We start from the raw sequence: 15,340 nt of genomic DNA, 5'->3' as shown, positions 1-15,340 counted from the left end.
TCCTCACCCGACCTTTATCCCGCTAAACATATGTTCGATTGCCAGCGAAGCGGCTCCCAAGGAGACGGAGTGCTCCCCGAATGGGGCCGGCATCAAAGTCAGTCCCTCCATTCTTAAGGGAAGCACATGCCTTGCGATGGATTGTTCTACCACAGCCATAAACGAATCCACACGATTCAGGCGGCAGCCCAAAATAATATGGTCCGGATTAAGCAGATTGATCGAACTCGCAATCCCCATGCCCAGCATCTCGCCGATATGCAGCACAGAACGCAGCGCTTTGGCCTCTCCTTGCACGGCAAGCTCAATAATTTCTCCGGCAAGCCGCCAAATGTCCCCACTATCCTCGTGCCGCATGTCTCTTTCCCAATAATGCTCGGCCAAACTATGCTCCGACGCGTACATCTCAAAGCAGCCGGACAACCCGCAGCCGCAAGCTTTCCCCCCGGCTGCAAACAGCGTATGCCCCAACTTCGGAGCAAAGCCAAGTCCTCCACGATACAAGCTGCCCTGGAGCATGATGCCGGAACCGATCCCGAGCCCAACATGAACGTACATGGAAGTGGATGAAGCGCTCATCTTGCCGAAATAATAAGCGCCGGCCAATGCCGCATTTCCGTTCTCCTCTACCGTGACGCTTCGTTGAAACCGTTCCTCAAGCGCACGCCGCAGCGGCACATGGGGCAACAGCGGGTAACGGTTGGAACGAACGATATCCCCGGTTGCGGTGTTGACGATTCCGGGGCACCCGATGCCGATGCCGACGACCCCAAGCGCCGGCATCGCAACCGAGTCCATGGAGGCGGCTATTGCGTCGCCGATATCCTGTATAAACAACTCGGCCGATTGAGCCCGCAGCGGAATGCGATTCTGGCACAATATATCTCCTTCCAGGTTGGCGACAATCACATCCGAGAAGTTAACACCCAACGCCGCTCCGACAACCAGACCTTCCTTGCCGTTAAATTGCAGCATCAAGGGAGGCCGCCCTTGGCTTGTGCTGGCAAAGCCAATCTCGCGTATGAGTAAATCCTGTTTCAATTGCTCCACGCATGAAGTAATCGTTGTTTTGTTTAAACCCGTGATTTGTGCAATTTGCGCTTTGGAAATCGGTCCGTTTTGCCGAATTAATGTAAGCACCGTCAGTTTGTTAATATCCCTCATCAGCCCATGATTTGCCGTCAGCAGTTCCAATTCAATTACCTCCCGGATAGAAAAGAGAGGCGCTGCAGCCTCTCCTACGCCTCACATCCCGTATTATTGCGCAAGCAGCTTATTGACCTCCGCCGCAGCCGCATCCAAAGCTTCTTTTGGCGTTTGCTTCTGATACAGGGCGGATACAATCGCTTTAGCGACACTCACTGTCAATTTACCATATTTGTCTGTTGCAGGGAACGGCTGAATATCGCTTTTTAATGCCGTGTTAAACGCCTCAAGCAGCGGAGTTTGCTTCGTATAATCCTGGTATTCCTTCGTATCCAGCGTCTTCTGCTCGGCGGGAAGATTGCCCATGCCTACGTTCCACTTTACTGCATTGGTGGGCTGCATCAGCCAAGTCAAAAACTCGTACGCGCCTTCGGTATTTTTCCCTTGCGCCGGCACAACGAGATACCAACCTCCCAAGCTGGTCGCGTATTTTTCCCCTTTCGGCAAACGGGCCGTTTTGGTCGTGAACGGGAAATCCTTCGTGGTCTCGATCCATTGCGGGTAACCGATGAACATCCCGGTCTTACCGGCACCGAAGGTTTGCGTAATATTGGCCGCATCCAACTGGGTCAAAGGCGCCACCTTGTATTTCTGAATTAAATCAACCCACAGCTGCAGCGCCTTAACCCCGGCTTCGGAGTTAAATGCGGCTTTCTTGTTGTCTTCGGTCAGCACACGTCCGCCGGCTTGCCCCAAGAAGGAAAACCAAATTTCCGCTGTATTCTGCACTTCCTTGGTTGGCAGCAAAATACCGTATTGCCCCTTGGAGGAATCCGTCAGCTTCTGGGCCGTTTCCACCAATTGATCCCACGTTTCCGGCGCTTTGGAAATACCAGCCGCCTTAAACAGATTTTCGTTATAATAAGTCGTTGTTACGCCAATACTGATTGGAGCGGCCCACAACGTGCCGTCCTTGACGATTACGCTGTCCAATACAGGGAGAAAATCGTCTTTTGTAATTTTCTTCGAACCGGTCTTCGCCAGCTCATCAATCGATTTCAGCACATGAGAGCCTTGCAGCGAAGCCAGATCCGGCGGGCCGGCGGTGAACAGATCGGGCGGATTGCCTGCCGCAACTGCAACCGAAAGTTTCTCCATTCGTTCATTTTGCGGTACATATACCGCTTCTACCTGTATTTTTTTCTGCGACTTATTGTAATCCTCTACAATTTTCTTGACGACATCGCCATTGGAACCGGACAAAGCGTACCAGAACTCCACTTTTTTAGCCGGACCATCCTGCGCTGCCGAACCGCCCGCCGCCGGCTGTTCCTGTTTGCCTGCGGAACTGCACGCAGACAGCAGCAGAGCGCTTGATAATCCCACAATTGCCGAACCTTTCAGAAACCGCTTATTCATTGAATACCATCCCCCTGGACTGGATTTGTTATATAAGCGCCGGCAAATGCCGGTTGCGCCCCACACCAATTAACTGCCAATCATTAACCTTTGACGCCGGATGAAACCGATCCTTGAACGAAGAACCGCTGAAACAAAATGTAGATAATAAAAATCGGAATCGCCGACACGACCGTAGCAGACATTAATAGCGGCCACTGCAGCGTAAATTCGTTCTTCAGCATGGAGAGTCCGACCTGCATCGTCCGCATATTCACTGATTTGGTCATAACAAGCGGCCAGAAAAAGTCGTTCCATACATGCGTAAAGTTCAGAATGATAATACTGGCGATAGCCGGCTTCGATAACGGCAGAAATATTTTATAAAGAATTTGCAGCCGCGAGCATCCGTCCAAATGGGCCGCTTCCTCCAGTTCCTTGGGTAAATTCAGCAGAAAGTTGCGCATCATAAACACCGCAAACGGATACACCAGGAACGGGATGATTAGGGCCTTGTAGGAATCGAGCCAGCCGAAGTTTTTCAGCATAATAAAGCTGGGGATCATCGACGATTGGTGCGGTACCATCATCGTTCCAAGTACGGCGATAAAGATGATGTTTCTACCCGGAAAATGAAGCCGGGACAACGAGTAGCCGGCAAGCAACGACGTAATCACAACGCCGATGGTGGTGACGACGCTGATCATGATGGAATTCATCAAATACACAAAGATCGGAGCGACTTCAAACGCTTTGATATAATTGGCTAAGGAAAGCGACTTCGGAATAATGCTAAGACCTGAGCTGTAGACTTCCCTGTTGGTTTTGAAGCTGGTTGCCAGCATCCACAGGAACGGAAATAAAGTGATCAGACTTCCGCCAAAAGCAAGCACGAAAAGCACAAGCTTCTTTAACTTTTTTTGTTTTTCAACCAAGCCGGGTCACCACCTAAAATTTGATTTTACGATCCATCATTTTAAATTGCACCAGTGTTACAACCATCATAGCAATAAACAAGAAGAGACCGATCGCACTGGCATAACCAACCTCAAAATCGTGGAACGCCACATCGTACAAGTAATACACAATCACGTTGGTGCTGCCCACAGGTCCTCCTGCGGTCAATACGTATATTTGCCCGAACACTTGGAAAGAGTTAATGATCCCCATAATGACAACCAGCATGGTTGCAGGTCTTAATAACGGCCAGGTCACATGGAAAAACTTCTGCAGCGCCGTTGCCCCATCCAAGGAAGCCGCTTCGTAATAGTCGCTGGATATTCCCTGAAGCGCCGCCAAATAAATGACTGCATAATAACCCATGTGTTTCCAAATACTCATCATAATGATCGAATTCATCGCCCAATTCGGATCGTCCAGCCATTTGGGCGAAGGTAATCCGAAAGCATTGACGATTTGCGTAAGCGGGCCGAACTGCGAATCGAACAGGAATCCCCAGATCATCGCCGCCGCAATAACCGAAACGACAACCGGCGAATAAAAGAACCCCCGAACCGCCGTAATCCCGGGTATTTTCTGATTCATCAGAATAGCGATCAGCATCGCCACAATCATCGTCAAAGCTACGTTGCCGATCGTAAAGTACACCGTATGGGCCAACGAGCTGAGAAAAACGTTGTCGGTAAACATTTGGATAAAGTTTTGAATGCCGATAAACGTTTTATTCGGCTCGACCAGATTCCATTTAAAGAAACTCAAGTAAATGATGTAGTACATGGGAAAGGCCATAAATACGCCGATCCATGCGATAACCGGCAGCAAGTAGAGATAGCCTTCGACGGTTTCCCCCATCTTGTAGCCATTGCGCTTCATCATCAGTCGCAGGTTGTTAATGTGAATCCCCTCTTTTCGGTATTAAGTCTAGAATATAGACTATATATGCAAAGTGTCGTACCATCCGATTCGCTTTATAATTCAACATTACTAGTAGTTAACAGTACACCAATCGGATTTAAAAAAACACTTGTCAACGCTTACAAAACGGGCGGTATGGGCTCTCAAGCCCATACCTGCACATCCTGTTCGCTGAGTATCAGCTCATAAATGCTCAAGCTTGCGGCGCCAACAACACCGACCATCTTGCCAAGTGCCGACGACTGCACGTCCACCGGCTCAAATTGGGTCAGAAACGATTTTTCGGCAACGCGATGACGGATCGTTTCTACAAAGGGCAACTGCTCATCCGTAATGGCTCCCGCCAGAATGACACTCTGGATATGAAAGATGTTGTTAAACGACGCCAGCCCTACGGCGATCATATCGGCTGCCTGAATGACGGCCTCTTCCACCCTTCTGTCTCCGGCTTTTATCGCGTGCACAATCTCATCAATATGAGTAAATCCAAGACTTTTGAGCAGCGCCGCTTCCGAGGCGTACCTTTCCAGGCACCCCTTATTCCCGCACCAACACGGGACGCCGCCGCGATCCAGCGTAATGTGGCCAAACTCGCCCGCCCCGGTTATGCCGCCGCGATAAATCTGGTTGCCGAGGATGAGTCCAGCTCCGATCCCTCTGCCGATGTAAACAAACAAGGAGTCGGCGCTCAGCTTGTTCTTGCCGTACATCTTCTCAGCAAGCGCCATCGTTCTGACGTTATTATCCAACAGAACGGGCATTTTTACCCTTGCGGCAAGGGGGCCCGCCACCTCAATATTCTTCCATCCCATATGCTCGGCGCTCAAGATAATGCCCTGCTCATGCTGCACGAGTCCGACGCTGCCGATGCCTACCGAAGACACCGGAAACTGCGAGTTTCTCTTTAAATACTCAACAATCACATTGCCCAAATAATCGACAAACGTATTGGCCGTATACGTCTCGTATGGCTGCATCTCCACATGCTTCACGTCGCCCGCTAAGTTCACAATGCCAAGCTCGATGCGGTCGGAACGAAGATGAACGCCAAGGCTCATATATTTATCCGCGTTGATCGACAACGCGATTGACTTTCTGCCCGAGCGGACCTGATCGCCCTCGACGTTGCCGATCTCTTCGATCCATTCGTGAGCAAGCAGCTCGGCCGTTATATTGGTAATGGTTGCCGGGGTCAGCTTTGTCATCTTTGCGATGTTTTGTCTGGACAACGGCCCGTTGAGCAGCAGAGATTGCAGCACCAACGATCTGTTTAATTGCTTCGCTCTAGCCAAATTATGACCGATTAACGACATCCCCAAGCAGCCTCCGAAATTCCTGATTTACTCATACCTTATATTTGTTTATGAAATATTCGGCCGCATCCTCGCGTCCTTCGCTGCGAAGACGGTCGATCCACCCATCTAGTGTAACATACTTCCATGGCCCCGTCTCCACTACCTGCTGCAGCGGATCCGGGCGGTGTCCTATTTTCCCCAGATTTTGCTGCTGCCATTCCATCATGCGGTGGTCCATTTCCTTGACGATCTCGGGATATTGCTCGGCGACATTGACCGTCTGGAAGGGGTCGTTCTCCATATCGTACAAGGTAACGTCATCAAAACGATATAAGCCGGCATGATACGTGCGAATAAAATACCATTTCTCGTCCCTAACCGCCCGCTGGCATGTATACAATCCGTGGTCCATCACCAGATAATCGCGGCCCTGCCAGTGTTCACCTCTTAAAGCCGGAAGAAACGAAGCGCCGTCCCAGCCGGAAGGAACGCGAAGACCTGCCAGATCGGTAATCGTGGCGATCACGTCCACATTGTAAATAAATCCGTCAACAACTGTCCCCGGCTTGGTCACTCCCGGAATATTGACAATCAAGGGGATATGGTGAACCGCTTCGGTAGCGCTTCCATGCTCCATATAAATGCCCTGCTCCCCCATCGATTCTCCGTGGTCCGCACTAATAATAAAGCATACTTCATCTTCTATGCCCAGTTCCTTCAACACATCGAGCAATTCTCCGACGCACTTATCCATGTAGCTGATTCCGCCGTCATAACCGTTCAGCAGATGCTTGAAATCGTCGCGGTTGCGAATCGTGCGCGGCATTGTGTCGGGAATTGTCGCTGCGGTATGCAGGAAGCTGGCGGAACGCGGGAAGACGTCTTTGGTGTGCTCCGCTATGATTTCTTCGCTTGGAAAATCCTTTGCCGGCGATTCCTGCCACTGATCGGCGTATTCCTTCGGATACGTGTACATGGTGTGCGGATCCCAGTACTGTATATGCAGAAAATAGTTATCGTCCTTGCCGTGCTGCTTCAGCCACGGTATAACCGCCGCATTCACTTCATGCGCGTCTTCATTGCCTTCTTTCAACGTATGGCTGTTCACCTGATCCCAGCCGGCAAAATACCACCATGCATGGTGCCTGTCGCCAAAGGAAGAAAATGTAACAGTCTTGTAACCGGCTTCACGAATGTATCTTGTAAAAAACGGCATGGTCTGGCTATGGCCGTCTCCTTCCGGATAATAGAAGTCATAACCCGGGCCCCAGTGTGTCAGCGCGCCGTGATTGACGGCGAACCGGCCGGACATAAAGCTGGCCCGCGAAGGCACGCATGGCGATGAAGCACAATAACAATCGTTGAATCTCGCGCCGCCTTCTGCGATTTTATCTAAATTAGGGGTCGTGTTGCGTTCGTAACCGTAACAGCCCATATGATCGGGACGAAGTGAATCAATGTCTAGATAAATAATTCTCATCCGAGTTCCTCCAGCGATTTTTCTTATATTAATTAAATTGATTAAATATATATTAGCATATTTCATTGTTTTGTCTACTGTTTTTTTTAATCTCCTCGCATCGTCCGAATCTTCGAAAACGCTAGTTTTCAGGGCGATTTCAGCATACCGAACCCAATTTCGGATATTTCAAAAAATGTGCAGACAAACATGAGAATCCCTCTATTATTTAATCAAATAAATTAATATGAAAGTTTGACACAAGAAGTGATCTCTGTTATTTATCCGAGAAGTTCCTAGCTCTACCTCAAAAAAAGCCCCGCTACCGCACCTGTATGGGTGTGGGCCTCAAGCTACGGTAGTAGCCCGATTCGCTGACAGCAAGCACTTCGCACATCGCCTTGACGGTCCATTGATCCGTCGTTCACGGATGTATGCATAGAGCTGGCGTGCCTTTACCGCTTCCAGTCTTTTGCGAAAAAACCGAGTGCGTCCTTGAGAATTTCATTGGCTCGCGCAAATCCCTATTTCCTTTTCTAATTCGATTTCACGCGCAGTCTTATCGGCAGGCGCATAAGCGTGTCCGCTCCCGATATGCGCTCCGTCGCCGTGCAGAGTTCTTCGCTTTCTCCATTCCTGCAGAGTAGCGGGACGGTCAACGACAGAAAAACAGGCCGAAAAATCAGAAAGCAGCCGTTCACTTCCGGACCCGAAGCTTCCGGATATGAGCACTGCTTCTGCCCCCGCTTCACGGGCAATACTTGCGCCATGTTGAGGGAGCTTGCCGTACAGCGTTTGGCTGTCGCTGCGTCCTTCCCCCGTCAATACCCAGTCCGCGCCGCGGACACAATCCTTGAGTCCAGTCATTTCCTCGACGAACTTTGCCCCTGGGACCAGTTCAGCTCCAAGCGAGAGAAAACTAAAACCTAGTCCTCCTGCTGCGCCGGCGCCAGGCCGATCCCTGTGAACCCCAAATTCATTCAAAGGACCTTGCACCCGTACCTGCCTAATGTTTCCGTTTAACGCCGTCATTAGCACATCAACGGTTCCTTCACCGCCATCTGCCATAGGTATTTTAATTACATGAGCTGAGGAAATCTCATGCTGCACAGCGCGCCCCATGATTTCCGCAACCTATGCGGCAGACAAACTGCCCTTATAAGAATCTGGTGCGATGACTACTCTCACTCTCCTCCTTTCCCAATAGTGCGACGTCGAGAACTCCTCGAAACACTCCGGGAAAGGCAAGCACGTTGTGTACCATATCCAATCTCTTATTTACCACTTTCGTCCCATTAATTAAGCCGGCCAAAGCAGCTATAGCAGGACCATGCTGATCATCATGAAAAACGGGAATATCGAGTTCCTTTTTGAGGCGTTCTTCAATCTCAAACAAGCGGGTGCCGCTATATCCTCTAAATTAATACCGCCAAAGACGGGTTCAATCAACTTGACAGTCTCAACCAGCTTATCGATATCTAAGGAAAAAAGGCATGCTGTTGGGACAACATGCCTTCTTAATCCACCCTCTTTGCGATTTACCCCTTTACCACATTTCGGATTATATCTACCGGAAAGTCCAAAATATAGTCCTCGTAGTTCTGGCCGTTTTGTTTTAATCGGTCTTGTACCGCCCTCACATCGATTTGATGATAATGAAGCGCGTGCAGCGTCGCGCCGTTGGCGATGGTACCATGCTATGTTGCATCCAGCCCCAAACAGATAATCCGGTAAAGCCTTGTTACGACTTGCAGATTGCCTACTTGAATGTATTATTTCATCGATAATTGCCTATACAGTAAAACTATTGAGCTTTCACTCGATTTCGAAGGTGTCCTATTCCTTCAATAAAACAATCCACCACATCGCCATCGCGAACAGCTTCCGACCCCGCCGGCGTTCCTGTCAAAATGACATCACCCGGCATAAGGGTCATAAATCGGCTGATGTATGAAATCATGACATCGATCGGTGTAATGATCCGTTCCATCGAGCTGTCTTGTTTAATGATTCCGTTAACAGCCGCTTTAATGCGTGCAGTCCGGTAATCGAAGTCCGTTTCAAGCACCGGACCAAGAGGACAAAACGTATCGAAGGCTTTACCGATCGTCCAGTGCCCCTCGGGGTGGAAATAATTGAATGCACCGAAGTCATTGGCAACCGTATAGCCGAAAATCGCCTCGTCCGCCTCCTCCGGATTTAGATTTCTCGCGGTTTTCCCGATAACGACGGCAAGTTCCGATTCGAATCTGATCTCCTCCGTTCCGCGAGGCAAGAATACCGGATCATCCGGACCAACCACCGTACCGAGCGGTTTGAAAAACAAAATCGGCATATCGGGAACAGGCGGTTTCTCGCCACCCTCCGCCGCAAAGTTTCTGCCGATGCCTATGATATGCCGAGGAACAAGCGGTGCCTTGAATTGAATATCTCCCAGCGGAAACGTTCTCTTTGTAAATGTACGGGAGCCAAACAGCTCTCCGGTAAATTCTTTAATCGTGTTCCCTTCGATAATGCCATTCAAAGTTTCGGTTTCTCCGGAAACCATAAATCGGGTAAACTTCATCTTTTATCCAACCTTTCATTTCCTCAGTGAGTTTCGATATTTGGCCTCGTTTAGAAGAAAAGAGACACTAATTATTCCTTCGTTGAAGCGACAAATTTCTTCACTTCTACACAGCGGGCAGGTTTAGGAAACAACTTGTCAGGGTTGCAAAGGCTGTGCGGATTGAAAACATCACGAATATCCGTTTGCACCTGAATTTCCCGCTCGTTGAAAATGAATCGCATATCCTCCATCTTCTCAATACCCACTCCGTGCTCCCCCGTAATGGATCCGCCTACGTCCGCGCAAACTTTTAGCACCTCTGAGCCTGCGGCCACCGCTCGCTCTGTCTCTCCGGGCACCCTTGAATCAAATAATATGAGCGGATGAAGATTGCCGTCTCCAGCGTGGAACACATTGGCAATGCGCAGCTTGTATTTAGCACTGATCTCCCCAACCTTCGCTAGGACTTCAGGAAGCTTGCTGCGGGGAATCACCCCATCTTGAACCAGATAATCGGGAGAAATGGTCCCCATTGCGCCAAATGCGGTTTTCCGGTTAGCCCACCAGCGAGCTCTTTCCTGTGCATCATCCGCTTGGCGCACCTCGCGCACCCGGTTTCTTTGGCAAACGGCAATAATGTGGTCGATTTGATCTTGCAAACCTTCCTCGATTCCGTCGACTTCAACAATGAGTACTGCACCTAAATCTCTCGGATATCCAACCGGATAGTTACCCGACTCAACACCTTCAATGGCGATTTTATCCATCATTTCTAGAGCCGCCGGAATGATGCCCGCAGCTATGATTTCCGAGACGGCCCTGCTTGCGTCGTTAACGTCCTCGTATAGGGCGAGTACCGTCTTGACTCCTTGTGGCTTCTTCAGAATTCGGACTGTAATTTCCGTCACGATGCCCATCGTGCCTTCCGATCCTGTAAGGATGCCAAGCAAATCATACCCAGGGCTGTCCAGCGTCCCTCCGGTTTTCACGATGTCCCCGTTCGGGAGAACGAGCTCGAGTCCCAATACGTGATTGGTGGTAACACCGTACTTGAGACAGTGTGCTCCACCGGCATTTTCTCCAACGTTTCCACCGATTGTACATGTTGCTTGGCTGGAAGGATCGGGTGCATAATAGTACCCTTTGGATGAAATGGAATTGGACAACTTCAGATTAATATAACCCGGTTGTAATACCGCTCTGCGATTCAAATAATCGATGCTTAGTAATTTGTTCATCCGCGCAAGGCTGACGATCACTTCCCCCCCTTGCGCTATGGCTCCACCGCTAAGGCCCGTTCCTGCTCCCCGAGGTAAAAAGGGAATTCGCCGTTCATGCAAATATTTGACGGCCCGCGAAACCTCCTCCGTCGACTTCGGGAAAACGACGGCCGCAGGTAGTGATTTTTCAAGCGTATAACCGTCACATTCATACGCAACCAAGTCTTCATACCTGTGCAGAACGGCAGTCGGTCCACCAGTTGCACCATCGCCCGGATGAATTGCTCACGCTGTTCGAGACTGGTGAACCCGTTAGTCGCCGTATTCTTAACGTTATTCATGAGCGATGCGCCTCCTCGTTGTTGTATGCCCAATCGAGCAGTTGTATTGTGTGAACAATTTTCTCCGTCCGGTTATGTCGTACGACCCCTACCTGAAACTGCATCATACATCCGGGATTGCCCATAGACACCGCGTCGCATCCACTAGGAATGTCGTTCATCTTGCGATCCAGAAGCTGTCCCGCCATTTCTGGTTGAGTCAGATTATATATACCTGCACTGCCGCAGCAGCGGTCGGCATCGGGCAGATCGACAATACGCAAGCCGGGGATGGCCGCAAGCAGCCGGCGCGGCTCTACCCGAATTCCTTGTGCGTGCGCCAGATGGCATGCATCGTGATAAGTGATCGTCATGTCGAGTTTCCCTTTTGGCGCGATCAAGCCAAGTTGATCGAGAAACTGCGATACGTCCACAATTTTTTCACTGAACAAATGCGCTTTATCGCGGTAGCGCTCATCACTTTTGAACAATTCTTCGTATTCCTTCAGCGTCGAACCGCAACCTGCCGCATTTACAATAATGGCGTCGATGTCATCGGATAAAAATAAGTCGATATTATGACGTGCCAGTTGCTTCGCTTGATCGCGGTCGCCTGCATGAACGTGCAGAGCACCGCAGCATTTTTGCGCTTTCGGAATCCATACCTCGCAGCCGTTGCGACGCAGAACCCGGATTGTAGCTTCGTTGATGTCGCTGAATACGACATCCATGACACAGCCCGTAAGTACCGCTACTTTCGCCCGTTTGACACCGATGGCCGGCAACGTTTCCGGGTGGGAACGCAGCACCGGAGGCCTGGACAGCTTCGGCAGCGCCTTCTCCATCTCGCGCAAATGCGCAGGAAGGATCCGCATCACGCCTAATTTATCCGCCGCAAAAGCGAGCCCGGACTTCTGGTACAGCCTTAGCAGCTTGCCCAGCATTTGCATTCTTGACGGATACGGGAACAACCCATGCAGGAAAAGCTTGTGAAGCAGTCCCGAGAAGCCTTTTGGAGGATCAGCCTTATACAGCTGACCTCTCGCTTCTTCGATCAATGCGCCCACTTGAACGTTTGCCGGGCAAGCGGTTTCGCAAGCCCGGCAGTCCAGACAAGTAGATACCGGATTTTTGAAAAACTCGTTCAGCTGCATTTTTCCTTCCGCTACAGATTTTATCAGATAGACTCGCCCCCGCGGTGAATGCGGTTCCAATGCAGTTTCCTGATAGGTCGGGCACGCCTCGAGACACATCCCGCAATGCACGCATTGCGAAAATTTTTCCGGATCGGGAGCGTCCTCCCATAAATAATTGGAACGGGTTAACGATACATCGTGGCATGCTGGGGAAACCACTTGCGTTTTTTTGGCACCGTGCTGCGACATTTCAAATCCCTCCTACAAACCGACCCGGATTCAAGATGCGCTTTGGATCGATTTTATTTTTGATCCCTATCATCAAATTCCAATCTTCTGCTTCAGGCCCCCATACATTCAGGTTCATCTTTATGTCGCGAGGAGCGACTTCGATCACCGACCGACCGTTAAGTTGACCGAGGAACGAATTGACTGTATGCAGCCATTCAAAAACCTTCGACTGTTGTACCCAATCCGCTCGTATCGTTGCTCTGCTGATGCCCGTATATAGCCCCCCGTGGAAATCAAGCAGCAGCCCTTTTTCATCAGCTGAATTTTGCAGGACTTCGTAAACGGCCGGCACTTCCGCGATCATGGAGAGCAGCTTGACGCTAACTACAAGCTTGTCGTCAGAAATGTCGTTCGAATTCGGAAGATGCTCCCTCAATCTGGAGAGCACGATCTGGGTTTCTTCTTGTCCCGAGATCTCCATCTGGACCGCAACTCCAAGGCTGTCACAAGTGTGCGCCAGCCAGTTCATTTGAAATCGTACCGAACGCTCCACGTCCTCGAACGATACCAGAAGCATAGGACCTGCAACAGCCTGACCAAGTATATCCTTTCCGAGTCTCCCGTTAACCCATTCTACTGCAGAAGGCTCAAGCTGTGAGTCGAGTAAAATTCCCTGCAGCTTGCGGAGCTTAAGCAATTCCGGGATGCGAATGACCAAAGCCCCAGCGTATACGGGAATTGGACGGATTTTAAAGGTGAGCTCGGTAAAAACCCCCAAAGTGCCCATAGAGCCGATAAATAGTTTGTTCATATCGTAACCGGCCACGTTTTTGACGACCTTTGCACCCGTGCGAATCATCGTTCCATCCGGATAACAAATACGGGATGCAATTAAATAATCTCTCGCTGAGCCGTACATCGCTCTTCTGGGACCTGAAGCATTGGATGCAATGATCCCTCCCAGGGTCGATTGCTCCCCCCATGCCGGATCAAGCGGCAGAAACTGCCCTTCTTTGCCTAAAGCTTGCTGAAGCTCCCTCAGGGTTGTTCCCGGTAGTACAGTGACGGTAAGATCCCCGACGGAATGGTGCAGTAGTCCGGACATTTTTTTTAACGAGAGTATCACATCCGGGCCATCGCCCTGATGTCCAAATGCATCTTTTGTACCTGCGCCCTGTGGTGCGACCCGCACATGGTTTTTGCATGCCCAGCCCAGAATTTCTTCAACCTTCCGTTCCTCGTCTGGAAACACCATCAACGGTGCCTGAAGCTGATATCGCTTCTCACTCTCCATGCGATCAACTGCAACGTTCTCCGGACCAACCATTTCGATCAAATCATGTTTCATATTTTCGGTTGTTAGCTTGACCGTTTCAGGCATTTTCTCACCCTCGCTTAAAATTCGGTAAAAATGTATGATTACTTTTCATTTTAACCATCCCTCACCGCTAATCCTCAATGGATCTCCCCTTCATCGGATCACCACCCCACCATTAAGTTCATTATTATGAACTTAGTTCATAAAATTGTTTATTGTTATTCTCCCACTGCTACTCGACCTTGTCAATAGCAGTGGAGTTTTAAAGTAGAGTCAAATTTCCTACCTCCCGCATATTAAGCTCAAGATAGAAGGCACTCAATTGATGCAACAATAAGTAAAAAAAATCGGCCCAATGATGGGCCATAAATGCTAATATTACTGCCGAACCCGGTGTCTCGTTTTTACTTTTCCCGGCGCCCCGAAACCACTAACTTTTGCCGTTTGGATAATTTGCTCTACCTGAGCTCCTATCGGTATGGCAGCATCGTTATCCTCTGCCATTTTCTTCACCAATACCAAGTCTTTATGCAGCAGATTTAGAGCAAATCCCGGCTGAAACTCATTTTTCTCTACAAATTGAGTACAATGCCGATCATAAATCCGACTCTGTGCGAAGCTATTGCTCAAAATTCGATGCAGCAAATCTTTAGGTAAGCCCATTTTATCGGCAAGCGTCATTGCTTCGCTTGCAGCTTGAGTGTGGATGCCAACCATGAGCTGATTTAACAGCTTAACAATAGCTCCGTTTCTAATATTACCCACATGATAGATGTTTTTTCCCAACTTCTCCAGTATAGGAAGAACCCGATCAAACACCAGATTACTACCACCGACCATGATAGATAACGTCCCTTGCTGAATCCTCTCATTGTCAAGTCATGGCGGCAAAACTGGGATGAATTAACGACCTTCTTCAAGTACCCACCAGAGCTGCGCAAGCTAATCTATACCACGAATATCGAGAGTTACCATCGGCAGCTGCGCAAAGCGACCAAGGGTAAGAGTGTTTTCCCAACGGATGAATCCTTATTGAAAATGCTGTACCTTTCTACGATGGACGTACTGAGAAAGTGGACAGGAAGGGTTCAAAATCTGCTGCAACTGACGGTGTATTGTCCTGAGCGCGTCAAAGTACGCTAAAGCGGCTTTATTTGGAGAGGCGGGCATGGTAGGCTGCCTGCCGGGCGAGGAGGCTCCAAGTCAAGCAGCGACGCAAACTTTTACTAGATTTGGTTTAAAAGGTTACACGATTTTCTTGACAGACTTGTGAATGTCAATGAAAAAGTTGACCACTGCGCTAATCAAAAAGTTGACCACCCGGGCAAAATGAAAACCACAGCTATGTGGTTAATTTTTTCATGAGCGCAAGGCTTGCATGCTCTGCTTGAAGC

Annotated in this window: 12 protein-coding genes and 2 pseudogenes; 1 reads left to right on the top strand and 13 read right to left on the bottom strand. The window is 49.6% G+C overall.

Annotated features, from left to right (window positions below; genetic code table 11):
- Positions 1-3: 3 nt before the first annotated feature.
- The 13 genes and pseudogenes from EYB31_RS37985 to EYB31_RS37925 form a co-directional block, all read right to left on the bottom strand.
- The gene (locus EYB31_RS37985) at positions 4-1,194 is read right to left on the bottom strand and encodes an ROK family transcriptional regulator (RefSeq protein ID WP_131018831.1); all 1,191 of its coding nucleotides are present in this window, start codon (positions 1,192-1,194) and stop codon (positions 4-6) included.
- A gap of 63 nt (positions 1,195-1,257) precedes the next feature.
- On the bottom strand, positions 1,258-2,565 hold the full coding sequence (locus EYB31_RS37980) for an ABC transporter substrate-binding protein (RefSeq protein WP_131018830.1): 1,308 nt from the start codon (positions 2,563-2,565) through the stop codon (positions 1,258-1,260).
- Positions 2,566-2,648: 83 nt separating this feature from the next.
- Positions 2,649-3,479, bottom strand: a complete 831-nt coding sequence (locus tag EYB31_RS37975) for a carbohydrate ABC transporter permease (RefSeq protein ID WP_131018829.1) — start codon at positions 3,477-3,479, stop codon at positions 2,649-2,651.
- 13 nt (positions 3,480-3,492) lie between these two features.
- A complete protein-coding gene (locus EYB31_RS37970; RefSeq protein ID WP_131018828.1) occupies positions 3,493-4,380 on the bottom strand; it encodes a carbohydrate ABC transporter permease in 888 nt (295 codons plus the stop codon).
- A 182-nt stretch (positions 4,381-4,562) separates the two neighbouring features.
- On the bottom strand, positions 4,563-5,732 hold the full coding sequence (locus tag EYB31_RS37965) for an ROK family transcriptional regulator (protein ID WP_131018827.1): 1,170 nt from the start codon (positions 5,730-5,732) through the stop codon (positions 4,563-4,565).
- Between the two features lie 31 nt (positions 5,733-5,763).
- Positions 5,764-7,194, bottom strand: a complete 1,431-nt coding sequence (locus tag EYB31_RS37960; protein ID WP_131018826.1) for a sulfatase family protein — start codon at positions 7,192-7,194, stop codon at positions 5,764-5,766.
- Between the two features lie 483 nt (positions 7,195-7,677).
- Entirely contained in the window at positions 7,678-8,295 is a 618-nt protein-coding gene (locus EYB31_RS37955) for a glycerate kinase (RefSeq protein ID WP_131018825.1), read from the bottom strand.
- Between the two features lie 124 nt (positions 8,296-8,419).
- A pseudogene (locus EYB31_RS40530) lies at positions 8,420-8,667 on the bottom strand (NAD-dependent malic enzyme); the annotation flags it as partial.
- Positions 8,668-8,977: 310 nt separating this feature from the next.
- Entirely contained in the window at positions 8,978-9,739 is a 762-nt protein-coding gene (locus tag EYB31_RS37945; RefSeq protein ID WP_131018824.1) for a fumarylacetoacetate hydrolase family protein, read from the bottom strand.
- A 71-nt stretch (positions 9,740-9,810) separates the two neighbouring features.
- Positions 9,811-11,223 carry an FAD-linked oxidase C-terminal domain-containing protein gene (locus EYB31_RS37940; protein WP_131018823.1) on the bottom strand — a complete coding sequence of 471 codons (1,413 nt, stop codon included), beginning with the start codon at positions 11,221-11,223 and terminating at the stop codon, positions 9,811-9,813.
- Positions 11,224-11,278: 55 nt separating this feature from the next.
- Complete coding sequence (locus EYB31_RS37935) at positions 11,279-12,646, bottom strand: (Fe-S)-binding protein (protein WP_131018822.1); 1,368 nt, start codon at positions 12,644-12,646, stop codon at positions 11,279-11,281.
- A 1-nt stretch (position 12,647) separates the two neighbouring features.
- Positions 12,648-13,955 carry an FAD-binding oxidoreductase gene (locus EYB31_RS37930; protein WP_240763208.1) on the bottom strand — a complete coding sequence of 436 codons (1,308 nt, stop codon included), beginning with the start codon at positions 13,953-13,955 and terminating at the stop codon, positions 12,648-12,650.
- Between the two features lie 369 nt (positions 13,956-14,324).
- Positions 14,325-14,786 carry an NAD(P)-dependent oxidoreductase gene (locus EYB31_RS37925; RefSeq protein WP_131018861.1) on the bottom strand — a complete coding sequence of 154 codons (462 nt, stop codon included), beginning with the start codon at positions 14,784-14,786 and terminating at the stop codon, positions 14,325-14,327.
- 24 nt (positions 14,787-14,810) lie between these two features.
- On the opposite strand from EYB31_RS37925, the pseudogene EYB31_RS37920 reads away from it, so the two are divergent.
- Positions 14,811-15,089: pseudogene (locus EYB31_RS37920) on the top strand (transposase); the annotation flags it as partial.
- Positions 15,090-15,340 lie beyond the last annotated feature (251 nt).

It is taken from the genome of Paenibacillus thalictri, from assembly GCF_004307995.1.
GTDB lineage: Bacteria > Bacillota > Bacilli > Paenibacillales > NBRC-103111 > Paenibacillus_AF > Paenibacillus_AF thalictri.
Note: the sequence above shows the minus strand (reverse complement) of the source record. Positions and strands in the feature narration are given on the sequence as shown.